Annotated in this window: 21 protein-coding genes; 6 read left to right on the forward strand and 15 right to left on the reverse strand. The window is 67.5% G+C overall.

Features of this window, described 5'->3' with window-relative positions; all coding sequences use genetic code 11:
* Window positions 1-106 precede the first annotated feature (106 nt).
* The gene (gene aspS, locus LF262_RS01810; RefSeq protein ID WP_235778581.1) at window positions 107-1894 is read right to left on the reverse strand and encodes an aspartate--tRNA ligase; all 1788 of its coding nucleotides are present in this window, start codon (window positions 1892-1894) and stop codon (window positions 107-109) included.
* A 104-nt stretch (window positions 1895-1998) separates the two neighbouring features.
* On the reverse strand, window positions 1999-3348 hold the full coding sequence (gene hisS, locus LF262_RS01815) for a histidine--tRNA ligase (protein ID WP_235778582.1): 1350 nt from the start codon (window positions 3346-3348) through the stop codon (window positions 1999-2001).
* Window positions 3349-3392: 44 nt separating this feature from the next.
* Between hisS and LF262_RS01820 the strand changes: the two genes are divergently transcribed.
* The 3 genes from LF262_RS01820 to LF262_RS01830 all read left to right on the forward strand — a co-directional run bounded on the left by LF262_RS01820 (window position 3393) and on the right by LF262_RS01830 (window position 6456).
* The gene (locus LF262_RS01820) at window positions 3393-4226 is read left to right on the forward strand and encodes a peptidylprolyl isomerase (protein WP_235778583.1); all 834 of its coding nucleotides are present in this window, start codon (window positions 3393-3395) and stop codon (window positions 4224-4226) included.
* A 62-nt stretch (window positions 4227-4288) separates the two neighbouring features.
* Window positions 4289-5743: a DUF349 domain-containing protein gene (locus LF262_RS01825; RefSeq protein ID WP_235778584.1), complete on the forward strand. Its 1455-nt coding sequence runs from the start codon at window positions 4289-4291 to the stop codon at window positions 5741-5743.
* 119 nt (window positions 5744-5862) lie between these two features.
* Window positions 5863-6456: a type IV toxin-antitoxin system AbiEi family antitoxin gene (locus LF262_RS01830; protein WP_235778585.1), complete on the forward strand. Its 594-nt coding sequence runs from the start codon at window positions 5863-5865 to the stop codon at window positions 6454-6456.
* An 18-nt stretch (window positions 6457-6474) separates the two neighbouring features.
* Here the strand turns inward: LF262_RS01830 and LF262_RS01835 are convergent, their stop codons facing one another.
* From LF262_RS01835 to pdxT, 9 genes are all read right to left on the reverse strand, one after another.
* Window positions 6475-8814: a RelA/SpoT family protein gene (locus tag LF262_RS01835; RefSeq protein WP_235779253.1), complete on the reverse strand. Its 2340-nt coding sequence runs from the start codon at window positions 8812-8814 to the stop codon at window positions 6475-6477.
* A 148-nt stretch (window positions 8815-8962) separates the two neighbouring features.
* On the reverse strand, window positions 8963-9958 hold the full coding sequence (gene secF / locus LF262_RS01840; RefSeq protein WP_235778586.1) for a protein translocase subunit SecF: 996 nt from the start codon (window positions 9956-9958) through the stop codon (window positions 8963-8965).
* Window positions 9958-11724 (reverse strand): protein translocase subunit SecD, encoded by a 1767-nt coding sequence (gene secD / locus LF262_RS01845; protein WP_235778587.1) that lies wholly within the window; start codon window positions 11722-11724, stop codon window positions 9958-9960. Before secD ends, secF begins: the two co-directional genes overlap by 1 nt.
* A gap of 74 nt (window positions 11725-11798) precedes the next feature.
* The gene (gene yajC, locus LF262_RS01850) at window positions 11799-12245 is read right to left on the reverse strand and encodes a preprotein translocase subunit YajC (protein WP_235778588.1); all 447 of its coding nucleotides are present in this window, start codon (window positions 12243-12245) and stop codon (window positions 11799-11801) included.
* A gap of 148 nt (window positions 12246-12393) precedes the next feature.
* Window positions 12394-13446, reverse strand: a complete 1053-nt coding sequence (gene ruvB, locus LF262_RS01855) for a Holliday junction branch migration DNA helicase RuvB (RefSeq protein WP_235778589.1) — start codon at window positions 13444-13446, stop codon at window positions 12394-12396.
* Entirely contained in the window at window positions 13439-14080 is a 642-nt protein-coding gene (gene ruvA / locus LF262_RS01860) for a Holliday junction branch migration protein RuvA (protein WP_235778590.1), read from the reverse strand. Before ruvA ends, ruvB begins: the two co-directional genes overlap by 8 nt.
* A gap of 89 nt (window positions 14081-14169) precedes the next feature.
* Complete coding sequence (gene ruvC, locus LF262_RS01865; RefSeq protein WP_235779254.1) at window positions 14170-14754, reverse strand: crossover junction endodeoxyribonuclease RuvC; 585 nt, start codon at window positions 14752-14754, stop codon at window positions 14170-14172.
* A 48-nt stretch (window positions 14755-14802) separates the two neighbouring features.
* Window positions 14803-15558 (reverse strand): YebC/PmpR family DNA-binding transcriptional regulator, encoded by a 756-nt coding sequence (locus LF262_RS01870; RefSeq protein WP_235778591.1) that lies wholly within the window; start codon window positions 15556-15558, stop codon window positions 14803-14805.
* Window positions 15559-15560: 2 nt separating this feature from the next.
* Window positions 15561-16253 carry a pyridoxal 5'-phosphate synthase glutaminase subunit PdxT gene (gene pdxT / locus LF262_RS01875; RefSeq protein ID WP_372462706.1) on the reverse strand — a complete coding sequence of 231 codons (693 nt, stop codon included), beginning with the start codon at window positions 16251-16253 and terminating at the stop codon, window positions 15561-15563.
* Between the two features lie 97 nt (window positions 16254-16350).
* On the opposite strand from pdxT, the gene asnB reads away from it, so the two are divergent.
* The 3 genes from asnB (at window position 16351) to LF262_RS01890 (ending at window position 22472) form a co-directional block, all read left to right on the forward strand.
* The gene (gene asnB / locus LF262_RS01880) at window positions 16351-19014 is read left to right on the forward strand and encodes an asparagine synthase (glutamine-hydrolyzing) (protein WP_235778592.1); all 2664 of its coding nucleotides are present in this window, start codon (window positions 16351-16353) and stop codon (window positions 19012-19014) included.
* A gap of 59 nt (window positions 19015-19073) precedes the next feature.
* Window positions 19074-21086: a M3 family metallopeptidase gene (locus LF262_RS01885; protein ID WP_235778593.1), complete on the forward strand. Its 2013-nt coding sequence runs from the start codon at window positions 19074-19076 to the stop codon at window positions 21084-21086.
* 90 nt (window positions 21087-21176) lie between these two features.
* On the forward strand, window positions 21177-22472 hold the full coding sequence (locus LF262_RS01890; RefSeq protein WP_235778594.1) for a phosphoribosyltransferase family protein: 1296 nt from the start codon (window positions 21177-21179) through the stop codon (window positions 22470-22472).
* An 89-nt stretch (window positions 22473-22561) separates the two neighbouring features.
* On the opposite strand, the gene pdxS is transcribed toward LF262_RS01890, so the two are convergent.
* The 4 genes from pdxS to thrS all read right to left on the reverse strand — a co-directional run bounded on the left by pdxS (window position 22562) and on the right by thrS (window position 26867).
* Window positions 22562-23470, reverse strand: coding sequence for a pyridoxal 5'-phosphate synthase lyase subunit PdxS (gene pdxS, locus LF262_RS01895; protein ID WP_308190477.1), 909 nt, complete (start codon window positions 23468-23470; stop codon window positions 22562-22564).
* A 158-nt stretch (window positions 23471-23628) separates the two neighbouring features.
* Window positions 23629-24246 carry a phosphatidylinositol phosphate synthase gene (pgsA, locus tag LF262_RS01900; RefSeq protein ID WP_235778595.1) on the reverse strand — a complete coding sequence of 206 codons (618 nt, stop codon included), beginning with the start codon at window positions 24244-24246 and terminating at the stop codon, window positions 23629-23631.
* Window positions 24236-24844 (reverse strand): HIT family protein, encoded by a 609-nt coding sequence (locus LF262_RS01905; RefSeq protein ID WP_235778596.1) that lies wholly within the window; start codon window positions 24842-24844, stop codon window positions 24236-24238. The genes pgsA and LF262_RS01905 overlap by 11 nt, the downstream gene beginning before the upstream one ends.
* Before the next feature lies 1 nt (window position 24845).
* Entirely contained in the window at window positions 24846-26867 is a 2022-nt protein-coding gene (gene thrS / locus LF262_RS01910) for a threonine--tRNA ligase (protein WP_235778597.1), read from the reverse strand.
* Between the last annotated feature and the right edge of the window lie 116 nt (window positions 26868-26983).

Here is a 26983-nt window from a genome sequence, read left to right on the forward strand (position 1 = left end):
GTCTACGCTACCCCGACCTACCGTCGCTCTGTGGCGCGAGGACACGGGGGGGGCGGCATCCACGGGCGCCGCCCCCTCGATCCCGCATATGGTCGAGTGCGGGAGGCTACGCCTCGGACTTCTTCGACTCCGGCTTCGCGTCGACCCCGGCCTCCTTGCGCTGCTCCGGGGTGATCGGCGCCGGAGCAGCGGTGAGCGGATCGTATCCGCCGCCGGTCTTCGGGAAGGCGATGACCTCACGGATCGAGTCAACGCCGGCGAGGAGGGCGACGACCCGGTCCCAGCCGAAGGCGATCCCGCCGTGCGGCGGGGCGCCGTACTTGAAGCCTTCGAGGAGGAAGCCGAACTTCTCCTGAGCCTCCTCGGGACCGATGCCCATGACCTTGAACACTCGCTCCTGCACGTCGCGGCGATGGATACGGATCGAGCCGCCGCCGATCTCGTTGCCGTTGCACACGATGTCGTACGCGTACGCGAGGGCCTCCCCGGGATTCACGTCGAAGCTGTCGAGGAACTCGGGCTTCGGGGAGGTGAAGGCATGGTGCACCGCCGTCCACGCCGAGTACCCGAGCGCGACGTCGCCGGACGCCTTGGCATCCGCGGACGGCTCGAAGAGAGGCGCGTCGACGACCCACACGAAGGCCCAGTCCTGGGGGTCGATGAGGCCCGTCCGGTGCCCGATCTCCACGCGGGCCGCGCCGAGGAGCGCCCGCGAGGGGCCCTGCTCTCCGGCGGCGAAGAAGATGCAGTCGCCGGGCTTGGCGTCAACGGCCTCCGCGAGGCCAGCCCGCTCGGCGTCGGTCAGGTTCTTCGCCACCGGGCCCGAGAGCTCGCCGTCCTCCTTGTAGAGGACGTACGCGAGGCCCTTGGCGCCCCGCTGTTTGGCCCACTCCTGCCATGCGTCGAGCGTGCGGCGGGGCTGGGAAGCGCCGCCGGGCATGACGACTGCGCCGATGTATCCCGCGGCGTAGCCAGCCTTGAACACGCCGAAGGTCGTGTCCTTGAAGTACTCGGTGAGGTCGGTGAGCTCAAGCCCGAAGCGCAGGTCCGGCTTGTCGGTGCCGTACCTGGCCATCGCCTCCGCGTAGGTCATGCGACGGATCGGGGTCGGGATCTCGACGTTGATCAGCTTCCAGAGCGCGACGACGATCCGTTCGCCCATTGCGATGATGTCATCCTGCTCGACGAAGCTCGCCTCGATGTCCAGCTGGGTGAACTCGGGCTGGCGGTCGGCGCGGAAGTCCTCGTCGCGATAGCAGCGGGCGATCTGGAAGTACTTCTCGATCCCGCCGACCTGGAGGAGCTGCTTGAACAGCTGCGGGGACTGGGGCAGGGCGTACCAGGACCCGGGCGCGAGGCGCGCGGGGACGAGGAAGTCGCGGGCGCCCTCGGGGGTGGACCGCGTGAGGGTCGGCGTCTCGACCTCGACGAAGTCCTCGCCGTGGAGCAGTTCGCGGGCCACACGGTTGGCTTCGGAGCGGAGCCGCATCGCGCGCGCCGGGCCCGGACGGCGGAGGTCGAGGTAGCGATGCTTCAGGCGCGCTTCCTCGCCCACCTCCACGTGCTCGTCGACCTGGAACGGGAGCGGGTCCGCGGTGTTGAGGACCATCACCTTCTCGGCCATGACCTCGATCTCGCCGGTTCCGAGCTGTGGGTTCTCGTTCCCCTCGGGCCGGCGCTCCACGGTGCCGACGACCTGCAGGACGTACTCGTTGCGCAGCCCGTGGAAGACCTCTTCCTCGCGGACCACGATCTGGGCCACGCCCGTGGAGTCGCGCAGGTCCACGAAGGCCACCCCGCCGTGGTCGCGGCGGCGGGCAACCCAGCCCGCGAGGGTGACAGTCTGTCCGATGTGCTCGGGACGCAGCGCCCCGAGGCCGTGTGTGCGCAGCACAGCTCTTCCTTAAGTTGGATCGTGAAGTGGTTCGGATCGAGTTTACCCGCCGCGCGCCCTCCGCCACCGTGCCGGAGGCACGACGGCGCCGGGCCGGTTCCCTCTCAGTCGGCGGCGGACGCGGCAGTGACCTGCGGGACGAGATCCTGCGCGGGCGGCATCCACATCGCGGGGTCCGCCTCAATCTGCTCGCCGGAGCGGATGTCCTTGACCTCGTGGCGGCCGTCGGCGTGGCTGAACCAGACGAACGGGATGCCGCGGCGGTCAGCGTACTTGATCTGCTTGCCGAACTTCTCTGCCTTCGCCGCGACCTCCACTGGGATCCCGCGCCCGCGCAGCTGGGAAGCGACCGACTGGGCGGCGACCCACGAGTCGTCGTCGACGAGGGAAACGAGCACCGCGGTGGGGACAGAGCGGCTCGCACTCGCGAGCTCCTGGCTGAGGATGCGGGACACGAGCCGAGTGACCCCGATCGAGAGGCCGACGCCCGGGAACTTGCGGTTTCCCTTGGTGGCAAGGGCGTCGTAGCGGCCGCCGGAGCAGATCGAGCCGAGCTGCTCGTGGCCCACGAGGACCGTCTCGTAGACGGTGCCCGTGTAGTAGTCCAGGCCACGGGCGATGCTGAGGTCTGCGACCACCTTGCCTGGCGCGGCCGCGGAGGCGGCCGAGATGACCTGCTCAAGCTCGGCGACGCCCTCGTCGAGGAGCTCGTCCTGCACGCCGAGGGCGCGGACCTGGTCCACAAAGGTTGTGTCCTCGGTGCGGATCGAGGCGAGCTCGAGAGCTGCCTTGGCCTGCTCAGGGGTCGCTCCGAGCTCCTCCTGCAGGAGCTCGGCGACCTTCTCCGGCCCGATCTTGTCGAGCTTGTCGATGCTGCGCAAGACCCCAGCTGTGTCGGTGAGGCCGATTCCGCGGTAGAAGCCCTCAGCGAGTTTGCGGTTGTTGACGCGGAGGCGGAACGGCGGGATCGGGAGCGCGGAGAGGGCCTGGGCAATGACGAGGGCAAGCTCGACGTCGTAGCGGAATGGCAGCTCGCCGTCGCCCACCACGTCGATGTCCGCCTGGGTGAACTCGCGGGCGCGCCCCTCCTGGGGGCGCTCGCCGCGCCACACCTTCTGAATCTGGTACCGACGGAACGGAAACGCGAGGTAGCCCGCGTTCTCGACTACGTAGCGCGCGAACGGCACGGTCAGGTCGAAGTGCAGTGCGAGGGCGTGTGCATCGTCCTTGCTCGCCGAGTCCTCGTCGTCCTGGAGCCGGGAGAGGCCGTACACCTCCTTGTCGATCTCCCCCTTGCGCAGGAGCTGGCCGACCGTCTCAACGGCGCGGGTCTCGATGGACGCAAAGCCGTGCAGCTCGAAGGTGCGCCGGAGAGTATCGAGCACATGGAGCTCCACGAGCCGCTCCTGCGGAAGCCACTCGGGGAATCCGGACAGCGAGGCGGTACGTGCCATAAGGGACAAACTCCTTGTGCGTAGACTGACTGCTGCACAAGTTTATGCGCCTAACCAGGCACCCGTTGGATGCAAGAACATGGGAGGAGCCATCGGTGGCCAAGCGGAACGCGCGTGAGGACCGCCGTCGCACCCAGCTCATGGAGGCGAAGGCGCGGCTGCGCAAGGGCAAGGAGAAGCGGCGCCGCCGCGACAACACAATCGGCGCCGCGGCCGCCGCTGGTGCAGTCATTGTGGCGGCAGTCCTCCAGGGGACAGTCTTCGCGTCCAACCCCACGGCTTCCGAGTACGCGGCCGCGCAGGCCGGCCTCCAGTCACCGACTGCATCGCCGAGCGCCACACCGGGCAATGGGCCGGACATCCCCAAACCTGAGAGCGCTGCCGGAAAGACATTCACCGGGGACCTCATGCTCAACGGCAAACCGGTAGGGGTCGAGCTCGACGGCACGAAGGCGCCGCAAGCGGCGGCAGTCTTCGCGTCCCTCGCCCGGGCGGGAACCCTGAACGGGCGGCAATGCGGCCGCCTCACCACGAGCGAAGCATTCGCCGTCCTCCAGTGCGGCCAGAAGGCCGACGGCAGTTCTGAGGCCTCCTACACCTGGGGACCGCTCGAGAATGCGCCGGCGGACGGCAAGTACCCGGCCGGGACCATCGCCGCGGCCCGGACCGGCAACAACCCCTACGGGAACGGCCAAGAGTTCTTCATCGTGTACAGGGACACCACGATCCCCGCGGACGGCGCCGGTGGCTACACCGTCGTCGGCAGGGTGACCTCCGGACTCGACGTGGTCGAGGGCATCGCCGCGCATGGCGTCAAGTCCGGAAACGACGGGCCGCCCGTGACATCAGTCACGATAGACTCGTTCACGGTGAAGTGACGTGGTCTGCCCACATCGGGCAGACCACCTGAAGGACAACCACAAGCGAAAGAGTTCTAGCGGTGACCGAAAGTCAGAAACCCGACGACACCGCGGCCCCTGAGGCCGCTGTTCCCTCCCCCTCCCCCTCTGTGCCCTCCCCTGTGCCCTCCCCCTCCCGGATTCCCTCGCCCGCTGCCTTCGCAGCCAAGCCGAAGCCGGCGGTGACCGACCCAGCCGCGCCGGCGCCGTCGGCCACCCCTGCGCCTCCCGTGCCCACTGTGTCCCTCGCCGAGGCGTCGAAATGGGGACGGGTGGAAGGTGACGGACATGTCTTCCTCACGATTGACGGCGAGGAACACCCGGTGGGCCAGTATCCCGGGGTGTCGGCCGACGAGGCCCTTGCCTACTTCGCCCGCAAGTTCGAGGACGTACTGGCGCAGGTCGCCCTCCTTGAGCAGCGGGTAAGCTCCCACGCCGCCGTAGCAGACGTCCGCAAGGCTGCCTCGCACCTGCGTGCGCAGCTTGCCGAGCGCGCGATGGTCGGCGACCTGCGCTCAGCCGAAGCCCGTCTCGACGCGCTCGAGGGCTCCCTCACGGAGGCCGAGGCCGCTGAGAAGGCCCAGCACGAGGCCGCGCGCGCGCAGGAACTCGAGCGACGCGAGGCCATCGTCGCGGAGGCCGAGCAAATCAGCGGACAAGACCCGGAGCGCACGCAGTGGAAGTCGAGCGGAGCGCGCATGAACGAGCTGTTCGAGGAGTGGAAGACATCGCAGAAGTCCGGTCTCCGGCTCGGCCGTGGCGCCGAGGACGCGCTCTGGAAGAGGTTCCGGGCGGCGCGCACCCAGTTCGACCGGCACCGCCGCGCCTACTTCTCCCAACTGGACAGCATCAACGCGCAGGCCAAGGCCGCCAAGGAGAAGCTCATCGCGGAGGCTGAGACGCTCCAGTCGTCTACCGAGTGGGGCTGGGCCGCCGGGGAGTACCGCCGCCTCATGGATGAGTGGAAGGCCGCCCCGCGGGCGAGCCGCAAGGAGGACGACGCGCTCTGGGTGCGCTTCCGCGCCGCCCAGAACGCGTTCTTCGAAGCACGTCAGGCCGCCAACGATGCGGTGGACCGCGAGTATTCGGCCAACTTGAAGGTCAAGGAGGGCCTGCTCGAGGAGGCCCAGCGGATCCTCCCGGTCAGGGACCTCGCCGTCGCCAAGAAGGCGCTCCAGTCCATCCGCGAGCGGTGGGAGGAAGCCGGACGCGTGCCCCGTGCAGACATGGGCCGCATCGAGGCGGGCCTCCGCAAGGTCGAAGACGCCGTCGCCCAGGCTGAGCACGAGAACTGGCGGCGGACGGATCCCGAGACGAAGGCCCGCACCGATTCCGCTCTCACACAGCTCGAGGCCTCCATCGCGGGTCTCGAAGACGACCTCGCCCGGGCCGAGGCCAAGGGGCACGCACGGGACGCCACCAAGGCTCGGGAAGCTCTCGAGGCGCGCCGAGCGTGGCTCGAGACCCTCCAAAAGGCAGCGCACGAGCTCGGCTGACCTCCTCTGCCGCTCTCCGGGGCCCGGTACCGCACCGACGGTACCGGGCCCCGTTCGCACTTATCCACAGGCGGGCCCGGAAGGGCCCGCCGCGCACCGATTCTGGGCATGATGTCCCTATGCCCGGTTCACCGCTTCTCCCCACTGCTCCTCGAGACATACCCGTGCTCGTCGCCGGACGTCCCTTTACCGCCGTCGAACTTCAGGCGATGACGTCGGACGGCGTCCTGAGTCGCCTCATCGGGCGAGCCTACGTGCCCGCCGGGGCGCGGGCCACGGCCGAGCTGCGGGCGAGGGCACTGTCCGCGACCCTGACGCCGCGCGTGCGGCAGCGGGCCGTGGCAGGGCGGATGACGGCGGCCTGGATCTTCGGCTGCGCTCCCCCGCCGGAACTTCCCGTGATGCTTGTCGAGAGCACGCGGCGGCTCGCCAGACTTGGGACAGGGGATCGTCTGCTGGTCCACGAGGCCAGCTTCGGGAACGCCGACACCTTCGAGATCGCTGGACTGAGGGTGACGAGCGGGCTGCGCACGGCCGTTGACCTCGCCCTCCATTCCGAGGAGGACATCGCACTCCCCGTGCTCCGCCGCATGCTCGCGCAGCCCGCTCTCAGGCTCACGGTCGGCATGGTGGCCCGAGGAGTAGAGGCCCTCCCGAGGCAGCCGCACAAGCAGCGCGCGCGGCGAATCCTTACCCGCCTAGACGCCGGCTAACGCTCCGGCGCGTTCGGGTCAGGTCCTGCGCCGATTCCCAGTGGTGCGGTAGACGTCGAACACGCCGTCGATCCGCCGCACCGCGCCGAGCACATGGCTGAGGTACTTCGGATCGCCCATTTCGAACGAGAAGCGTGAGACCGCGAGCCGATCGCTCGACGTGTGCACGTGGGCGGAGAGGATGTTGACGTGGTTCTCCGAGAGCACGCGGGTCACATCGGAGAGCAGGCTCTTGCGGTCCAAGGCCTCGACCTGGATCTCCACGAGGAACACGCTCGACTGCGTCGGAGCCCACTGGACATCGACCATGCGATCCGGCTCCGAGCGGAGGGTCGCGATGTTGGTGCAGTCGGTGCGGTGGACGGATACGCCGGAACCACGTGTGATGAAGCCGATGATGGGGTCCGGCGGCACGGGCGTGCAGCAGCGCGCGAGCTTGACCCAGACGTCCTCGACGCCCTTCACGATCACACCCGAGTTGGAGTACTTCGGCGGCACACTCCCCTTGGTGGGGGCAATCGTCTCAGCGATGTCCTCCGCTGCCCCCGCTGCACCGCCGAGACTGTCGACGAGCTTCTCCACGACAGACTGGGCGGACACGTGGCCGTCGCCGATCCCGGCATACAGTCCCGCGATGTCCTGGTACCGGAGCTCCTGGGCCACCCCGAGCAGAGTGTCGTGGCTCAGCAGGCGCTGCAGGGGAAGGTTCTGCTTGCGCATCGCGCGCGTAAGCAGCTCCTTGCCCTTCTCGATGGCCTCTTCGCGCCGTTCCTTCGAGAACCATTGGCGGATCTTGTTGCGCGCGCGGGCACTCTTGACGAAGTGCTGCCAGTCCTGACTCGGGCCCGCGCCCTCCGCCTTGGAGGTGAAGATCTCCACCCAGTCGCCATGGTTGAGCTCGCTGTTGAGCGGCACGAGCTTGCCGTTCACTCGAGCGCCGATGGTCCGGTGCCCCACCTCGGTGTGAACGGCGTACGCGAAGTCGACCGGCGTAGAGCCGGCGGGAAGGGCCATAACCTCGCCCTTGGGGGTGAAGACAAAGACTTCCCTGGCGTTGATCTCGAACCGGAGCGAGTCGAGGAACTCGCCCGGATCGGACGTCTCCTGCTGCCAGTCGACGAGGGACCGGAGCCAGCCCATCTCGGAGGCCTTGCCGCTGGGCGTGTGGCTCTGGGCGCCGGGCTGGTCCTTGTACTTCCAGTGCGCCGCCACGCCGTACTCAGCGCGCCGGTGCATGTCATGTGTGCGAATCTGGATCTCCACCGGCCTGCCGCTCGGGCCGATCACCGTCGTATGGAGCGACTGGTACATGTTGAACTTGGGCATTGCGATGTAGTCCTTGAACCGGCCCGGCAGCGGGTTCCACCGCGCATGGAGGGTTCCGAGGACCGCATAGCAGTCACGCACCGTATCGACGAGCACACGCACGCCCATCAGATCGTTGATGTCGTCGAATTCCTTCTGGCGGACAATCATCTTCTGATAGATCGAGTAGTAGTGCTTGGGCCTGCCGGTAATCTCCGCTTTGATCTTGGCCGCATGCAGGTCGTCCGCGATTTGCGCACGAATCACCGAGAGCTGCTTCTCACGCTCCGGGGTGCGTGCGCCCACCATGCGGACGATCTCCTCGTACACCTTGGGATAGAGCGCAGCGAAGGACAGGTCCTCCAGCTCCCATTTGATGGTGTTCATGCCGAGCCGGTGGGCCAACGGGGCGAAGATCTCGAGCGTCTCCCTCGCCTTGCGCGCGGAGGACTCCGGCGAGACGAAACGCCAGGTGCGGGCGTTGTGGAGCCGGTCGGCAAGCTTGATCACGAGGACTCGGATGTCCTTCGCCATCGCTACAACCATCTTCCGCACGGTCTCCGACTGCGCAGCCTCGCCGAACTGGACCTTGTCGAGCTTCGTGACCCCGTCGACGAGCATCGCGACCTCGGGCCCGAAGTCCTTCTTCAACTGATCAAGTGTGTAGGCCGTGTCCTCGACCGTGTCGTGCAAGAGTGCCGCGGCCAAGGTCGTGCCCGTCATCCCGAGCTCGGCCAGGATGGTGGCAACCGCCACAGGGTGCGTGATATACGGGTCGCCGCTCTTGCGTTTCTGGCCCTGGTGGCTCCGTTCTGCGACCTCGTACGCCCGTTGGATCAGATCGAGGTCTTCGCGCGGATTGTTGGCACGCACGGTCCGCAGAAGAGGCTCGAGGATCGGCGAATGCGCGCTCGGCCCGCGGCCGGTGAGCCTGGCCAAACGAGCGAAGGACCAGTCGCGTCGGCCCAAGGTCGGCCGCTCGAGGAGGCTGTCGGTGCCGGGCCCGGATACGTTCGCGTTCGCGGGGGGCCGGCCCGGAGCGGGTGCGACCATGCGCGCCGGCGACGTCCTACCCCCGGTGCCGCTTCCCGTGGCGCCGGACGCGCCGGACTGGGCCGGTGACGACGTCGGACGCTCGACCACCGAAGGCACACCTCCACTCCTAGACGGGATTCCCTCAGTGTATGCCCGAGCGCAGGGCTTAGACGCCCGCGTTCGCTGTGGACCGACGAGCGTGCACCCTCTCGGCCTGCTTCACAAGTTCTGGCTCACGCTCCCGCAGCCACGCGTACATCGGGGCCGCGATGAAGAGCGTCGCAGCGGTACCGATGAGGATCCCGACGAACAGCGCGAGGGACAGGTCCCTCAGAGTTCCCGCGCCAAGCAGGCCCGCCCCGATGAAGAGGATCGCTGCGACGGGAAGGACGGCGACCATCATGGTGTTGATCGACCGCACGAGCGTCTGGTTGACCGCGAGATTGACCTCCTCCGCGAACGTCCGCCGGGTGGAAGCTGTGATGTTTGCCGTGTTCTCCCGGATCTTGTCGAACACCACCACTGTGTCGTACAGCGAATAGCTCAGGATCGTCAGGAAGCCGATGATTGCCGACGGGGTGATTTCGAAACCGCTCGCCGCGTAGACGCCCCCGGTGACGATCATCGTCACGAACATTCCCGTGAGCGCAGAGAGGGACATCTTCCAGGTGCGGAAGTACAAGGCCATCAGGACGGCCGCAAGGCCAACGAACACGATGAAGCCGAGAAGTGCCTGCTGTGACACGTCCGCGCCCCACGTCGGGCCGACGAATGACGAGGTCACATGGTCAGCTCCCACGCCATACTCCCCTGCGAGCTTGTCCTTGACCTCGAGCGTCTGGTTGTCGGTCAGCCTCTCGGTCTGGACGCGCATGGTCCCCGGCGCGATGTTGCTCACGCGCGGCTGGTTGCCAGCGGCCACCTGGTTGACGGCCTGTTCGCCGCGGTGGACGTCGGTCGAGGCCGTGTCGGACACGCGGAACTCACTGCCACCGCGGAACTCGATCCCAAGGTTGAAGCCACCTGTGAGGAGCGGAATGAGGATCGACACGAGCGTCAGCAGCGCAGCAATGCCGAGCCAGATCTTCTTTCGCTCCACGAAGGGGTACGAACGCTTGCCCGTATAGAGCTCATTGCCGAAGCGTGCGAAGAAGTTGGACATCAGTTCTCCTTCCCCGTCTCGGACGCGCGGTGGGACCGGCCCGATGCAGAGGACATCTCAGACTGCTTCTGGGCCTCGGCCGCACGGCGCTCAGCGATGGTCATGCGGCGCCCGGCTTCTCTCACCGCCGCTGAATTCTTGGGCTTGATCGTGGCCCTGGCGGCGTCGGACGCCTCACGCAGCCGGCCGGCACCGCGGTAGAGCGGAACGGCGCCCAGCCTCTCGGGGTCGAGGCCCGAGAAGCGGTGTCCTTCACCGAAGAACCGCGTCCGGGCCAGCGTCTGCAGCATCGGATGGGTAAAGATGAACACCACAATGAGGTCGGCAATCGCAGTGAGGCCGAGAGTGAAGGCGAAGCCCCTCACGTTGCCGACGGCGACAAAGTAGAGCACCACGGCGGCGAGCAGGTTGACGGCCTTGGAAGCGAGGACAGTGCGTTTGGCGCGCTTCCACCCGTTCTCGACCGCGGAGACCAGCCCGCGCCCCTCGCGCAGCTCGTCCCGGATGCGCTCGAAGTACACGATGAAGGAGTCGGCGGTCTGGCCGATCGCCACGATGAGGCCCGCGACGCCGGCGAGCGAGAGGCGGTAGTTCTCGGTCCATCCGAGGATCGCGATGGCCAGATACGTCAGGGCGCCCGCCACGACGAGCGAGGCGATAGTGACGAAGCCCAGAGCGCGGTACTGGAACAGCGAGTAGACCACGACGAGGAGCAGGCCGATTCCGCCGGCCAGAAGGCCCATCTCGAGCTGCTGGGTGCCGAGGGTCGCCGAAATCTGCTCCTCGCTCTGGATGTCGAAGCTGATCGGCAGTGCGCCGTAGCGGAGTTGGTCGGACAGCGTCTGGGCGCTCTGCTGGGTGAAGTTGCCCGTGATCTGCGGCCTGCCATCCGTGATGACGGCCAGGGTACGCGGGGCGGAGAGAACCTTGTCGTCCAGGACAATCGCGAACTGGGCCTTGGGGTCGTTCTGGTTCGCGGCGTAGTAGCCGTTGAGCCGCTCGGTGACGGCCTTGAACTTCTGGGTTCCTGCGTCGTTGAACTGGATGTTGACGGCCCACTCATTGGTGACCGCGCCCTGGCGGCCCTGCTGGAGCTGGAAGGTGGAGCCGGCGATGTCCGTGCCCACCACTTCGACCGGACCGAGGATGTACTTGATGGCCGGCTGCGTCCCGTTGGCCGGCTGGCAGGTCACGAGCGGCTCGGCAGGGTCAGAGCGCTCGGTCTTCTCGGGCTGGGGCTGCGTGCAGTCGAGAGCCTCGTACTGCTTGTAGACGTCCGCAGTGATCCAGTTGATGTCGCTCGCGTTGGCGGGCGCAGCGGTGGGCTTGGGGAGCTTGTCGTCCGCCAGCCGCTGGTCCTGGGGCACCGCGGCTGCATCGCCTGCGGCCAGCACGGGCCTGAAGTTCATGTCGGCCGACGCCTGGATGAGCTGCCGCGTCTCCCCCGACAGCGTGCCCGGAAGACTCACCACGACGTTGCGTCCGGACTGGGTACTGATCTCAGCCTCGGACACCCCGGAGCCGTCCACACGCTGCCGAATGATCTCGACGGCCTGATTGAGCTGGTCCTGGTTGACCTGGGTGCCGCCCGAGACCTTCGGGGCCAGAATCATCTGCGTGCCGCCCTCGAGGTCAAGCGCGAGCTTCGGCGCCCATGACGCCTTCCCGGCGAGGACGCCGCCCGCGAGGATGGCCGCAAGGGCGATGAGGATGATGCCGAGTGCGATCAGTGCCTTGAGTCCCGGCCGCGTGCGGGATCGTGCCATGGTGGTCCTTCGATGGGGGACGACGCCCTGTGGGCGCGGAACCGCCCGGCCTCAGCCGGGCGGGAGGTCGGAGCTTACTTGCCGTTCTTGCCCTCGTCGTTGAGGCGCTTCAGGGACTCCTCGGGCGTTTCATTGCGGTGGTTCTCCGGCTGGACCGGAGCGGACTCGGCCTTGCCGAGCGTGACACCGGACGACGGCGCGCTGCCAGCGCCGGTAATTCCCTCACCGGGGGCGAACCCTGCGTCAGCGGGCGTGTCGGCGGCCGGTGCTGTCGGCTCGACCACCTTCGTGACGGCCTGGCGATGCACGGTCGCCTGGTTGCCGGGGCTCAGTTCGAGGACCACCTTGTTCTCGGCGTCGTTGATCGCAACGATCCGCCCGTAGAGTCCGAAGCTCGTCATGACCTCTACGCCTGGGGCAAATTTGGACTGCATCTCGGTCTGCTGCTGCTGTGTCTTCCTGTTCCGCCTAAACATCGTGAAGATGAAGAAGGCGAAGACCGCCAGCAGGAGGATGGTCATCAGGTCCATGCGAGGTCCAATCTGTTGGGTGTGCGCGACGCCGCACCATGGCGCCGCCGGGCACGGCGTGAGGGTCCCGCTGAGCGGGAAGCATGTCCTTCAGTGTAGTGGCTCACGCGGGGCGCGGCGCTCACTCCAACGAATCAGGCTACTCATCTGATCCCGGGCCGAACAAGGTTGCGCTCTGGGCGAACGGGGCGTCCGGGGGAACAGGAAGGCCCAGATGGGAGTAGGCAAGCGGCGTCGCGATGCGCCCCCGGGGTGTGCGGCCCATCAAGCCCTCCCTCACGAGATACGGCTCGGCGACCGTCTCGACAGTCTCCGGCTCCTCTCCCACGGCGATGGCCAATGTAGACAGTCCCACCGGGCCGCCGCCGAACTTGGTCGCTAGGGCGGACAGGACGGAGCGGTCTAGGCGGTCGAGGCCCCGCGCGTCGACTTCGTACATGTCGAGCGCAGCCCCGGCCACGGCAGCGTCGATCTGCTCGATTCCGTGGACGAGCGCCCAGTCACGGACACGCCTCAGGAGCCGGTTCGCGATACGCGGCGTGCCACGAGACCGACCCGCCACTTCGGTGAATCCGGCGGAGGTGACCCTCAGGTCGAGAAGTCCCGCCGATCGACGGAGAACAAGTTCAAGCTCCTCGACCGAGTAGAACTCGAGGTGCCCGGTGAACCCGAAGCGGTCCCGCAGCGGCCCAGGGAGGAGGCCCGCCCGCGTCGTCGCACCGACGAGCGTGAAGGGCGGGAGCTCGAGCGGGATGGCGGTGGCGCCGGCACCCTTCCCCACAACGATGTCGACACGGAAGTCCTCCATGGCCATGTACAGCATCTCCTCGGCGGGACGCGACATGCGGTGGATCTCATCGAGGAAGAGGACCTCGCCCTCGGAGAGGGACGAGAGGATGGCGGCGAGGTCTCCGGCATGCTGGATCGCCGGTCCGGAGGAGATGCGCAGCGGGGCATTCATTTCCCCGGCGATGATCATCGCCAAAGTGGTCTTGCCAAGTCCCGGTGGGCCGGAGAGCAGGACATGGTCCGCGGTGCGCCCCCGCAGGCGGCTGGCCTCGAGGACCAGCGAGAGCTGCCGGCGAACGCGCGCCTGCCCGACGAATTCGTCGAGGAACTTGGGACGCAGCGCAGCCTCGAGCGCCCGCTCCTCGGGCTCTTCCTGGCTCGCGACGAGCGACGCCTCAGCCACGCGCGCCGGCCTTGGCCCCGCGTGCGCCCTGGCCGAGCCAGCGGAGTGTCGCGCGCAGGATCTCCGGAACGGTTCCCGAGGCCGTGAGCTCCGGCGAGTCGGCCATGGCGGCCTCGATACTCGCGGCCGCGTCCTTCTCGCTCCATCCGAGCGAGGACATCGCAGCAACAACCTGGGCCTTCCACGGAGCCTCCGTGGCGGCGGATGACTGGGCAGCGACGCCCTCGGTCCCGAGCGGCACGAGCTTGCCCTTCAGCTCGAGCACGAGCCGGGCGGCCACCTTGGGACCAATGCCCGGGACCTTCGTGAAGGCCTTCGCGTCCTCGGTATGCGCCGCGACGCGCACGGCCTCCGGACTGTGGACCGCGAGGACAGCCAGCGCGAGACGGGGTCCCACGCCGGAGACGCCGAGCAGCACCTCGAAGACCTCGCGCTCCTGAGGGTCGGCAAAGCCGAACAGCGTGAGCGAGTCCTCCCTCACCACGAGCGAAGTGTGCACCGTCGCGTCCTCGCCGACCCTCAGCCCCGCGAGCGTCTGCGGAGTCGCCCAGAACGCCAGGCCCGCACCATTGACGTCGACCACGCCGGTGGACAGCCCCACATGGGCCACCGGGCCGCGGAGGAAGCTGATCACAGAGACTCCTTGCCGTGCGCCATGGATCCGGATCCCAGGGATCCGAACATACTTACGAGTACTCTATCGTCCGACGGCGACGGGGAGCCTCATCTGCCGCGGCGCGCCTTGGCCTCGGCTTCTTGCCACAGCCTCTGCGCCGACGTCAGTGCAGTCGCCGTCATCGCCGTCGTCCGCCCCGCCGCGGACGGGGAGCCGGGGGCACTCCCCCGCCACGCGTGGGCGAGGGCAAGCGCGAGCGCATCTGCGGCATCGGCCGGCCTCGGTGCCGTCTCAAGCTGCAGGATCTTCGCGACCATCCGGGTCACGGCCGCTTTGTCCGCTCGGCCGCTGCCGGTCACGGCGGCCTTCACCTCGCTGGGCGTGTGCAGCGCGACGGGTATTCCGCGCCGCGCCGCCGCCGCGATGACGATGCCGGATGCCTGGGCCACGCCCATGACCGTGCTCACGTTCATCTGGGAGAAGACGCGCTCGACGGCCACGACGTCAGGCTCGTGCCGCTCGAGCCACTCGTCGATCGCCCGCGCGATCGTCAGGAGCCGGGCGTCGAGAGGTTCATCCGCGGTCGTGCCCACCACGGTCACGCCGACGAGCGTCGCTTTGCGGTCCCGAGTGACGTCGACCACGCCGATGCCACAGCGCGTCAGGCCCGGGTCAACTCCCAGCACTCGCAGGGCAGACCCGGGCCTCAGAGTGCCGGCATCGGCAGAACCAGACACGGTTCAGTCGTTCTCGAGCTCCGCCATGACCTCTTCGCTCATGTCGGCATTCGAGTACACGTTCTGCACGTCGTCGAGGTCCTCGAGGGCGTCGACGAGGCGGACGAACTTCCGCGCGGCGTCGGCGTCGAGCTCCACCTCCATTGACGGCACGAACTCGGCCTCGTCGGTCTCGTATTCGATCCGAGCCGCGTTGAGCGCATCGCGGATGGCCTGGAGGTCGCCCGGCTCGGAATAGACGATCCAGTTCTCGCCCCCGTCCTTGACCTCCTCGGCGCCGGCATCAAGAACAGCCATGAGCAGGTCGTCCTCGGACAGGCCGTTCTTGGGGAGGCTCACCACCCCCCTGCGGGTGAACAGGTAGTTCACAGACCCCTGATCCGCCATGGAACCGCCGTTGCGGGTCACGGCGAGGCGTACGTCGGCGGCCGCCCGGTTGCGGTTCTCGGTGAGGCACTCGATGAGGAGCGCCGAGCCCTGGGGACCGCGCGCCTCATACGTGATCTCGGTGTACTCGATCGCCTCACCCGTCAGGCCGGCGCCGCGCTTGATGGCGCGGTCGATGTTGTCGTTGGGCACCGAGTTCTTCTTGGCCTTGCCCACCGCGAGGTCCAGGGCAGGATTGCCCGACAGGTCGGGGCCGCCCATCCGGGCCGCAACCTCGATGGTCTTGATGTACTTGGCGAACGCCTTGGCACGCTTGGCGTCAATGACCGCCTTCTTGTGCTTGGTGGTCGCCCATTTGGAGTGGCCGGACATGCCTACGCTTCTCCTCTGATCATGCGGATGAAAAGTTCATGGATCCGTGTCTCGCCCGTCACCTCTGGGTGGAACGATGTGGCAAGCAGGCGTCCAGAACGCACTGCGACAATTCTAGACCTGCCCTCAAGCGCCGCCGTGTGCGACGCGTGGGCCGGATCGACCTCCGCCAAGACCTCGACGTCAGAGCCCACGCGCTCAACCCATGGGCCGCGGATGAACACGGCGTGAACCGGGCCGCCGGCCTGGTCGACCTCCTTGAAATCAAGGTCTGTCTCGAAGGACTCGCGCTGGCGCCCAAACGCGTTGCGCCGCACAGTAATGTCCAGACCGCCGAAGGACTCCTGAGGCCTGCCCGAGAGGACCTCGGTCGGGTCCGCGATCTCGTCGGCCAGCATGATCATCCCCGCGCACGAGCCGTAGACAGGGAAACCCTCACGGATCTTGCCCCGAAGCGGCTCGGTGATGCCGAACGCGCGTGCAAGCTTGTCGATCGTCGTCGACTCCCCGCCCGGGATCACGAGCCCGTCGAGGCCCTCGAGTTCCTCGGGCCGCCGCACCTTCACGGAACGGGAGCCGAGGTGGGCCAGCACCGCAAAATGCTCGCGCACATCACCCTGGAGGGCCAGCACGCCGACAACCGGCGCGCCGGTACCCAGAGCGGACGGGGAATCGGGTGCGTTCAAAGTCACCATGACAGTCTAGTCAGCCCCGGGGCGAAGCCGCCCGCCGAGCGTCGCCGCCGGTAGCATGGAGCGCAGACCCCGCAGGACAACAGATGAGGACAGCACTATGTGCGGAATCGCCGGCTACTTCGGCGCCGGGCTCGACGAGACGCTGCTCAAGGAGATGAACACCTGCATCGTGCACCGCGGGCCCGACGGCGAGGGCTACTTCACGTCAGGGAACGTGGGTCTTGCGCATCGGCGGCTCGCGATCGTCGACGTCGCCCACGGACAGGAGCCGATGGTCAGCGCCGACGGCGAAACCGTCCTCGTGTACAACGGCGAGGTCTACAACTACCGTGAACTCCGCGCGGAGCTCGAGGCCCTCGGCCGTAGCTTCCGCACCGAGTCCGATACAGAAGTTTTGCTCCAAGCCTATGAGGAGTGGGGCACAGAGGCCTTCGACCGTTTCAACGGCATGTTTGGCCTCGCCATCCACGATGCCCACCGCGACCAGCTCGTCCTGGCCCGCGACCACTTCGGCATCAAGCCGCTCTACTGGGCCAACGCGGGAACCGAGCACGAGCCGCAACTCCTCTTCGCCTCCGAGATCAAGCCCATCCTCGCGACCGGCCTCATTGAGGCGAAGCCGAACGAGCGCATCCTCTACCGCTACCTCCAGTACCGGATCCATGATGACACCGAGGAGACCTTCTTCGACGGTGTCCGCAAGCTGCTACCGGGCGAGCTGATGACGATCGATCTGGGGAGCGGCCGCTTCCGCATCTCTGCCTACACCCGGCTGAGGGACGAACTGGCTGAGCTCGCGAAGGTTAACACCCCGTACACGCCCGAGGTCGTCGACGAGTACCGCCGGCGCTTCACCGAGGCCATTCGGATCCGGCTCAACTCCGAGGTGCCTGTCGGGAGCGCGCTCTCGGGCGGCCTCGACTCCTCCGCCGTGGTCGTGACGATCAATCGGCTCATGCAGGAGAACGCCGAGGGCCTCGAGGCTGTCGGCGCGAAGCAGAACACCTTCAGCGCCGTCTTCCCGAACGCCATCAATGACGAGGAGGCGTACGCGGACGCCGCCATCGCCGCCTGCGGGGGCACCATCGAGGCCCACAAGATCAAGCCGACGCCCGAGGGCTTCGACGCCGACCTTGTCGACTTCGTACGGACTATGGAGGAGCCGATCATCTCCTCCGGCCCCTACGCGCAGTACTGCGTGATGAAGGAGGCGTCCAAGCACGTCACGGTGCTCCTCGACGGCCAGGGCGCCGACGAGATGATGGCCGGGTACATCCCCTATTACTTCGCCTACCTGCGCCAGCTCAAGGCTGCAGGCGACTACACGAGACTCGCGAAGGAGACATCGAGCAGCCTCGACATCTTCTACCGGCTCGGCCGGTTCCGTCTCAAGGGCATCGCGAGCGGCAGGAAAACGGTGGCGATGACGACGCTGCTGAAGAAGTCGTGGACGGGGAAGTTCTCCGGCGAGTCCTTCGGCAACATCCCGGCCAACCTCAGGGCCCGCCTCATCGACGACCTGTTCGCCAAATCGCTCCCGTCGCTGCTGCGGTACGAGGACAAGAACACCATGCGCTTCTCCCTCGAGGGCAGGGTGCCATTCCTGGACAAGGAAGTGGTCAAGTACCTCTTCAGCCTCTCTGATGAGGCGATTATCAAGGAGGGCTGGAACAAACGCGTGCTCCGCGACGCGACGCGCGGCCTGCTTCCCGAGATGATCAGCAACCGGCGCAACAAGATCGGCTTCACGACGCCGGAGGCCGAGTGGTTCACGCTCATGAAGGAGCGGATCTACAAGGTCTTCATGTCCAACTCGTTCTACTCGCGCCCCTACTGGGACCGCGAGCAGGTCCTCACGGCCTTCGAGGAGTACCTCAACGGAAAGAACGACGCGGACACGATGATCTTCTGGCGCCTGCTCAACGTGGAGCTGTGGCTACGGGAATTCATCGACAAGGACGAGGCCCCAGCCGACGTCAAGGCGAACAAGAGCGACTACGAGGCCAACCCGGGCAAGGAGCTCGACATCGCCTCGGGCTCGGGCGTCTACCGGCGCTACCCCCTGCAGACGGACGTGTTCGCGAAGGACACCGAGCTGGCGCCGGCGGTCACCTCCTATGTCCGGCGGTTCTTCGACGGCCTGCCCGGCGCCCCCGAGGAGGCGCGTGCCGCCGTCGTTGGCAAGGCGTGGTACCTGCTTGTGAGCGAGAAGATCGTTGCGATCACCCAGGGCCGGTCCTTCCCCGTGTGGGAGATCGAGGTGACGCCGGCGGCACGGATCCTGTCGAAGTTCGTCACCCGCACCCCGGCAGGCATCGGTCTGGGGAGCCCCTGGTCAATGCAGATCGCCATCAACGAGGTCGGACTTCCGCTCATCGTCAAGGCGGCGGCCGCCTCCGTGGTCGGGAAGGTCCAGGGCAAGAGCGGAGTCTTCTACGACATCGTGGGCCACAACATCAACGCGATCGACGGCGCAACACCGTACAGCCTGGGTGCGGCGAGCAACTCGGTGAAGCTCGCGCCCAAGGACCCGGACGGCGTCGCCCGTGCCCTCAGCGCAGCGCTGCGCGGCGCCCTTCCAGCCGAGGTCGCGGCGTCGTTCGGTGGAACCGCCGTCATGGACGCGAATGACCTCGGCGTCGTCGTGATGGGCCACGACACCGACCTGCCCAAGGAGACCATCGCGGGGATGTTCAAGGACAACCCGCAGGGCCAGGGCTCCCAGGCGACCCCGATGTCGCTCGTGTTCACGCAGGTCTGATCGGCCGGTCGGGGCTCCGGGCGCTTGCCCGGGGCCCCTGCTCATGAAAGCCTCGCTTCATGGCCAATCCGCTCCTCGAGCCCAGCACCCAGCCCTACGGACTTCCGGCGTTCGCCCTCCTGCTCGAGCAGCACTATGCGGAGGCGATCCGCGTTGGCCTCGCCGAGCACCTGCGGGAGATCCAGGCGATCACGGAATCGGACGAGAAACCGGACTTCGAGAACACGGCTGCGGCGATCGAGCGTTCCGGAACGCTCCTCGCCCGTGCCTCGGCGGCGTTCACGAACATGATCTCCGCCCACGGCACGGACGGAATCCGCGCCCTCGAAACCGAGCTTATGCCAGAGCTGTCGGCGCACGAGGACGCCGTCTACCTCAACCGTGCCCTCTACGAACGCTTCGCCGCGATCCGTCCCGAGGGGCTCGACGACGAGTCGGCTCGCCTCGTCTCCGAATGGCTCGCCGCTTTCCGCCGCGCGGGCGTCGCGCTCGACGATGCGGACCAGGCGCGCCTGCGCGAGATCAACGCCGAGCTCTCGCGCCTCGGCACTGAGTACGGGCAGCGAGTCGCCAAGGGCATCAACGAGGCCGCGGTCCTGGTCACGGACGAGTCCGAGCTCGCCGGCATGCCAGCAGACGATCGGCGTGCAGCGGCGCAGGCCGCACGTGCTGCAGGTCACGAGGACGGCTGGCTCCTCACGTTCATCCAGCCCACAGGCCAGCCCCATCTCGCCGTGCTCGAGGACCGCGGGGTGCGGCGCCGGATCTTCGAGGCGTCCGTTGCACGCGGCAGCTCGGGCGGCCCCACGGACGTTCTCGATCTGGCCATAGGCATGGCACGACTGCGGTCCGAGAAGGCAGCGCTGCTCGGATTCGCGGACTTCGCCGAACTCGGAGTCGATGACCAGACAGCACCCTCAGTCTCGGCGGTCTTGGACATGCTCGGCCAGCTGGCGCCGCCCGCTGTGCGGAATGCGGCGGGTGAGGCCGCGGTCATGGCAGAGACCGCGGGCTTCGAGCTCGAACCCTGGGACTGGGCGTTCTACTCTGCCAAGGTGCGCCGCGACACATACTCCGTGGACGAGCAGGCGCTTCGCCCCTACCTCGAACTCGACCGCGTCCTGGCCGACGGTGTGTTCTACGCCGCGGGACAGCTGTATGGGCTGGCCTTCCGGGAGAGGACTGACCTCGTCGGATACCACGACGACGTGCGAGTGTGGGAGGTCCTCGGGTCCGACGGTTCAGGTCTTGGCCTGTTCCTCGGGGACTACTTCACTCGTCCCACCAAGCGCGGCGGTGCTTGGATGAACTCCCTCGTCGAGCAGTCACGGCTCCTCGGCACCTCCCCCGTGGTTGTCAACAACCTCAACATCCCCAGACCTGCCCCTGGCGAGCCGGTGTTGCTCACCCTGGACGAGCTCCGAACCGTGTTCCACGAGTTCGGCCACGCCCTCCACGGCCTGCTCTCCGACGTGGCATACCCCCGCTTCTCGGGCACCAACGTGTCCCGCGACTTCGTCGAGTACCCGTCCCAGGTCAACGAGATGTGGATATTCGAGCCCGAGGTCGTGGTCAACTATGCCCGACACCACTCCACCGGGGAGCCGCTGCCCCCCGAGGCGCTCGAGCGGCTCGAAGCGGCCAGGCTCTGGGGCGAGGGCTTCGACACCACGGAGTACCTCGGTGCGGCCCTCCTCGATCTGGCCTGGCACCGCCTGCGCCAAGGCAGTGTGCCTGACGACGCGCTCGCGTTTGAGGCCAAGGCCCTCACCGACGCCGGCATCTCGGTCCCGCTCGTCCCTCCGCGGTACCGCACCGGCTACTTCCAGCACATCTTCGCCGGTGGCTGGTACGCGGCAGGCTACTGGTCCTACATCTGGAGTGAAGTCCTGGACGCCGACACAGTCGAGTGGTTCAAGGAGAACGGTGGCCTCACCCATGCCAACGGCGAAACCTTCCGCCGCGAGCTCCTCTCACGCGGCAACTCCCGCGACCTGCTGGCCTCCTTCCGGGCCTTCCGGGGACGCGACGCGGATGTCACCCCGCTCATCGTGCGCCGCGGCCTCGCCTGACTCCGCCACCGCCCACGAGGCACACGGTCCTTCGTCCCTCCCCTGATGCATCCTCATGCGCGAGAGTGGAACTACGCGAGGAGGAGCACCATGCACGTGTTCAAGGACAGGTCCGAGGCCGGCCGGGATCTGGCGCGCGGGCTCGCACGGTTCCGGCACCCGGATACGGTAGTGCTCGGCCTGCCACGGGGCGGTGTCCCCGTCGCCTTCGAGGTGGCCGTGGCGCTCGACGCACCTCTGGATGTGATCGTGGTGCGCAAGCTCGGGGTGCCCTTCCAGCCCGAGCTCGCGATGGGCGCGATCGGTGAAGACGGCGTGCGCGTACTCGACAGTCGGGTGATCGGCCTCTCCGGTGTCACCGACCGCGAGCTCGACCTCGTCGAGCGACGCGAACGTGAGGTCCTCCAGGAGCGCGTCGCCCGGATCAGGGCAGAACGCGGCCCCGAGGATCTGCGCGGCAAGACCGCAATCGTGGTCGACGACGGGATAGCGACCGGCTCCACGGCGAAGGCGGCCTGCATGGTCGCGCGGGCGCTCGGCGCCGCCCGGGTTGTCCTGGCTGTGCCCGTGGGCCCGAAGGACGTGGTCGGGGACTTCCCCGAGGCCGATGAAGTCGTGTGCCTCACGACCCCTTCGCCCTTCCGGGCGGTGGGGCGCTTCTACCGTGATTTCTCGCCGACCACGGATGACGACGTCCAACGACTACTCGAGGCCGCCTCACATCGTCCCGGGGCGCCTCAGGAGCAGGTGCACCGCGCCACGGTCAACGAGGAGGTGGCCATTCCCGTCGACGGCACCACCGTCCACGGGTCACTCCACCTCCCTGCTTCCGGCGGAATCGTGGTGTTCGCGCATGGCAGCGGCAGCAGCAGGCACAGCCCGCGGAACCGGGCGGTCGCGCGGACGCTCGGCGAGGCGGGCCTCGGGACCCTGCTCATGGATCTGCTGTCAACGGACGAGGAGCTCGAGCGGCAGGCCGTGTTCGACATCGGGCTCCTCGCGTCACGGCTGTCAGCAGCGACGGAGTGGCTGAGGACGATCGGCGCCGGCACACGGCCTATCGGATATTTCGGTGCGAGCACTGGGGCGGCGGCCGCCCTCTGGGCCGCCGCGGACGAGGGCGCCGACGTCCGCGCCGTCGTCTCACGCGGCGGTCGCCCCGACCTCGCCGGACCGCGGCTTGCCTCCGTTGCAGCCCCGACGCTGCTCATCGTCGGCGGCGCCGACCACCACGTCCTCGAGCTCAACCGCGAGGCTGCGGCACGGCTGACCTGCGAGCACCGCCTCGAGGTCGTCCCCGGCGCCACGCACCTCTTCGAGGAGCCTGGGGCGCTCGACGCCGTCGCTCATCTGGCGCGCGACTGGTTCCTCACGCATCTCCCCTGACCCGTTGTGGGGTCTCCGCGGGAGACCCCACAACGAAGCGAGGCGAGGCACGGCGAGGCGGACGGACTCCTACCTCGCCGTTCGCGCTGTTACCAGCCGCGCTCGGCGAGGCGGTGGGGCTGGGGGATCTCGTCGACGTTGATCCCGACCATGGCCTCACCCAGACCGCGGGAGACCTTGGCAATCATGTCCGGGTCGTCGAAGAACGTGGTGGCCTTGACCACGGCCGCCGCGCGCTCGGCCGGGTTGCCGGACTTGAAGATGCCGGAGCCGACGAACACGCCGTCAGCGCCGAGCTGCATCATCATCGCCGCGTCGGCGGGGGTGGCAATGCCGCCGGCCGTGAACAGCACGACTGGGAGCTTGCCAGTCTCGGCGATCTCCTTGACGAGCTCGAACGGGGCCTGGAGTTCCTTCGCGGCGACGTACAGCTCATCCTCGGCCATCGTGGTCAGGCGCTTGATCTCGCCGCGGATCTTGCGCATGTGGGTCGTCGCGTTGGAGACATCGCCAGTGCCGGCCTCGCCCTTGGAGCGGATCATCGCAGCGCCCTCGTTGATGCGCCGCAGGGCCTCCCCGAGGTTTGTCGCACCGCACACGAACGGCACGGTGAACTTCCACTTGTCGATGTGGTTCTCGTAGTCGGCCGGGGTGAGGACCTCGGACTCGTCGATGTAGTCCACACCGAGGGACTGCAGGACCTGCGCCTCGACGAAGTGGCCGATGCGGGCCTTGGCCATCACTGGGATCGAGACGGCGTTGATGATCGAGTCGATCATGTCCGGATCGGACATGCGCGAGACGCCGCCCTGGGCGCGGATGTCTGCAGGGACGCGCTCGAGCGCCATGACGGCGACCGCGCCGGCGTCCTCGGCGATCTTCGCCTGCTCGACGTTGACGACGTCCATGATGACGCCACCCTTGAGCATCTCGGCCATGCCACGCTTGACTCGGTTGCTGCCGGTCGTGGGAGCCGAGGCGTTTGCTTCAGTAGACACGTACTCGTCTTTCTTGTCGCGCGAACAGCTTGAAAAAGCTTGAAATGTCTGTGGGGACACCCCAGTCTATCCCTGCCTCCCGGAAGGGTGGGACTGGCATGAATCCAACGGCCAATCGCCCCTGCTGGCCCCCTGCACAAGGTGCGGACGCGGCGGTGTCAGCTCGCGTTGCCGGAGGCCGCTTGGGCGCGCACCGTGAGGACGCGCTGGATGACGGTCACCGCGCTCGCCAGCGCCAGCAGGGCCAGCGTCCATGTCAGGAACTGCACGGGGAGCCCGAGGCCCACCAGGCCCGTGACCACGAGAGTGGACACCAGCCGTTCCGCCCTTTCGGCGATGCCGACGTTCGCCGAGTACCCGAGCGACTCGGCCTTGGCCCGTGCGTAGGAGACGATGTTCCCCAGTGCGAGGCACACCACCGCGAGGACGCCGGTGGCGAAGTCGTGGCCGGCTCCGAGGTACCAGAAGGCGATGCCGGCGAAGACGGCCCCATCCTGCACACGGTCGAGGGTGGAGTCGAGAAAGCTCCCCCAGCTGCCCGCCCGGTTCGCGAGCCGGGCCATGATGCCGTCGATGACGTCGGAGAACACAAAGACCGTGATCACGACGACACCCCAGAACAGCTGGCCGAGGGGGAAGAGGACGATCGCGCCGAGCGACACTCCCAGCGTGCCCGCGAGCGTGACGGCATCCGGTGAGATGCCGAGGCGCAGCAGGAACGCTGCAAGGGGCGTGAAGAACCGTGTGAACGCGTCGCGGGCGTGCCTATTGAGCACCCGCGGCCGTCCCGTCGTCGGCGGGCCAGGCCTCGGCGAGGAGTCGTCTCGTGTCTTCCAAGGTCTGGGTGATCTGCTTCGTCTGGGCGATGATCGGCAGGAAGTTCCCGTCCCCGCCCCACCGGGGAACAATGTGCTGGTGGAGGTGCGCGGCAATGCCCGCGCCGCCCGCATCGCCTTGATTGATGCCGAGATTGAAGCCATGGGGGCCGGCCACCTTGCGAATCACGCGCATCGCCGTCTGGGCGATGGCAGCCATCTCGGCGGTCTCGTCGCCGGTGATGTCGGTGTAGTCCGGAACGTGGCGGTAGGGGCACACGAGCAGGTGTCCCGGGTTGTACGGGAAGAGGTTCAGGACTGCGTAGGACGTGCGGCCCCTGTACACGATGAGGGAGTCCTCGTCGCTGCGGGACGGGGCGGCGCAGAACGGGCAGTCCTCCTTGTCGCGGAACTGCCCCTGCCCGCCCTTGACATAGGCCATGCGGTGCGGAGTCCACAGGCGCCCGAAGGCGTCCGGTGCACCGGGCAGCTCGAAGCTGTCCGTCACCTCCGCGTCGGTCTCGGCAACAGAGCGTGCCGCACTCTTGGACTCCGCCACGTCAGCGCACCCTCGTGCGCACGGCCTCGACGATCCGCGCCACTGCCGTCTCGACCGGTACGCCGTTGTCCTGACTGCCGTCCCGGAACCGGAACGAGACCGCGCCGGCCTCGGCGTCCTCGCCGCCGGCGATGAGGACGAACGGGATCTTCTCCTTGCTCGCGGTGCGGATCTTCTTCGGGAAGCGGTCGCTCGACGCATCCACCTCCGCGCGGATCCCCTCCTTCTTGAGGCGATCCACGACGTCATACATGTAGTCGTTGAATGCCTCTGCGACGGGAATGGCGACGACCTGGACCGGGGCGAGCCACGCCGGGAATGCTCCCGCGTAGTGCTCGGTCAGCACCCCCATGAAACGCTCGATCGAGCCGAACTTGGCCGCATGGATCATGACCGGCTCCTGACGCGTGCCATCAGCAGCTTGGTATTCGAGTCCGAACCGGGCCGGCTGGTTGAAGTCGTACTGCACCGTGGACATCTGCCATGTGCGCCCGATCGCATCGCGGGCCTGGACAGAGATCTTTGGGCCGTAGTAGGCCGCGCCACCCGGGTCCGGCACGAGCTCCAGTCCGGTCTCGAGGCCTACGCGCTCAAGGACGGCCGTGGCCTCCTCCCACTGTTCGTCGCTGCCGATGAACTTGTCCGACTCGGGGTCCCGCGTCGACAGCTCAAGGTAGAAGTCCTCGAGGCCGAAGTCGCGCAGGAGGGACAGGACGAAGTCCAGGAGGTGCTTGACCTCCGCGGGCGCCTGCTCCTTGGTGACGTACGAGTGCGAGTCGTCCTGGGCAAATCCGCGCACGCGGGTGAGCCCGTGCACCACGCCGGACTTCTCGTATCTGTACACGTGGCCGAACTCGAACAGCCGCATCGGGAGTTCGCGGTAGGAACGTCCGCGAGACCGGTAGATGAGGTTGTGCATCGGGCAGTTCATCGCCTTGAGGCGGTAGTCCTGCCCGGGCTTGGTGATGTTCCCCTCCTCGTCGCGCTCCTCGTCGACGTGGAGGGGCGGGAACATGGTGTCCGCGTAGTACGGGAGGTGGCCCGAGGTGTGGAAGAGCCCGTCTTTCGAGATATGGGGCGTGCCGACGTACTGGAAGCCCTCCTCGATGTGCCGGCGCCGCACGTAGTCTTCCATCTCGCGCTTGATGATCCCGCCCTTGGGGTGGAACACGGGCAGGCCGGAACCGAGCTCGTCGGGGAAGGAGAACAGGTCGAGCTCGGCGCCGAGCTTGCGGTGGTCGCGGCGCTCGGCCTCGGCGATGCGGTCCTGGTACTCCTTGAGCGCTTCCTTGGTGGGCCACGCCGTCCCGTAGATACGCTGCAGCTGCTTGTTCTTCTCGCTGCCGAGCCAGTAGGCCGCAGCGGAACGGGTGAGGGCGAAGGCGTTGGAGATGAGCTTGGTGTTGGGCAGATGCGGTCCACGGCACAGGTCGCACCAGACGACGTCGCCGCTCTTGCGATCAACGTTGTCGTAGATCGTGATCTCGCCTGCACCGACCTCGACGTTTGCGCCCTCCTTGGCCGCCCCTTCGGACTGGTTGTCCTTCGCGCCGAGGATGATGAGCTTGTACGGCTCGTTCGCCATCGCCGCGCCCGCTTCCACCTCGCTCACGACGCGCCGGCGGAAGATCTGGTTCTGGTTGACGATCTTGAGCATCATCTTCTCGAGCGCGCGGAGGTCCTCCGGCGTGAAGGGCTCGTCGACGTCGAAGTCGAAGTAGAAGCCGTCCTTGATGTACGGCCCGATGCCGAGCTTCGCCCCGGGGCGCAGCTGCTGGACGGCCTGGGCCATGACATGGGCGGTGGAGTGGCGCAGGACGTTGAGGCCGTCCTCGCTTGCGATGTCGACGCCCTCTACCACGGCACCGGCGGGCACGGGCTGGTTGAGGTCCTTCAGCACGCCGTCCACGCGCACGACGACGATCTCGCGCCGCCCGTCGAAGAGTTCCGCTCCCGTGGTGCCCGCCGCGACGGTGCGTGGTTCGCCGTCGACGGTGATGCTGGCCTGCTGGGCAACTGACACGGGTGTCTCCTCTTCATCTGACGGCTTCATAGCTTGTGGCATACGGGGACCACAGCCAGCCATCGACAAGCCTATAGGAAAACATGGGACTGGCACGGCGCCAGCGGCGCACGGCA

The sequence above is a fragment of the Sinomonas notoginsengisoli genome, from assembly GCF_021554725.1.
Classification (GTDB): domain Bacteria; phylum Actinomycetota; class Actinomycetes; order Actinomycetales; family Micrococcaceae; genus Sinomonas; species Sinomonas notoginsengisoli.

Coding starts and splice junctions, on each gene's coding strand:
- hisS (WP_235778582.1), bottom strand. CDS start 3,348: ATGGCACGTACCGCCTCGCTGTCCGGATTCCCCGAGTGGCTTCCGCAG.
- LF262_RS01820 (WP_235778583.1), top strand. CDS start 3,393: ATGCGCCTAACCAGGCACCCGTTGGATGCAAGAACATGGGAGGAGCCA.
- LF262_RS01830 (WP_235778585.1), top strand. CDS start 5,863: ATGCCCGGTTCACCGCTTCTCCCCACTGCTCCTCGAGACATACCCGTG.
- LF262_RS01835 (WP_235779253.1), bottom strand. CDS start 8,814: ATGGTCGCACCCGCTCCGGGCCGGCCCCCCGCGAACGCGAACGTATCC.
- secF (WP_235778586.1), bottom strand. CDS start 9,958: ATGTCCAACTTCTTCGCACGCTTCGGCAATGAGCTCTATACGGGCAAG.
- secD (WP_235778587.1), bottom strand. CDS start 11,724: ATGGCACGATCCCGCACGCGGCCGGGACTCAAGGCACTGATCGCACTC.
- yajC (WP_235778588.1), bottom strand. CDS start 12,245: ATGACCATCCTCCTGCTGGCGGTCTTCGCCTTCTTCATCTTCACGATG.
- LF262_RS01870 (WP_235778591.1), bottom strand. CDS start 15,558: ATGTCCGGCCACTCCAAATGGGCGACCACCAAGCACAAGAAGGCGGTC.
- pdxT (WP_372462706.1), bottom strand. CDS start 16,253: ATGGTGACTTTGAACGCACCCGATTCCCCGTCCGCTCTGGGTACCGGC.
- asnB (WP_235778592.1), top strand. CDS start 16,351: ATGTGCGGAATCGCCGGCTACTTCGGCGCCGGGCTCGACGAGACGCTG.
- LF262_RS01885 (WP_235778593.1), top strand. CDS start 19,074: ATGGCCAATCCGCTCCTCGAGCCCAGCACCCAGCCCTACGGACTTCCG.
- LF262_RS01890 (WP_235778594.1), top strand. CDS start 21,177: ATGCACGTGTTCAAGGACAGGTCCGAGGCCGGCCGGGATCTGGCGCGC.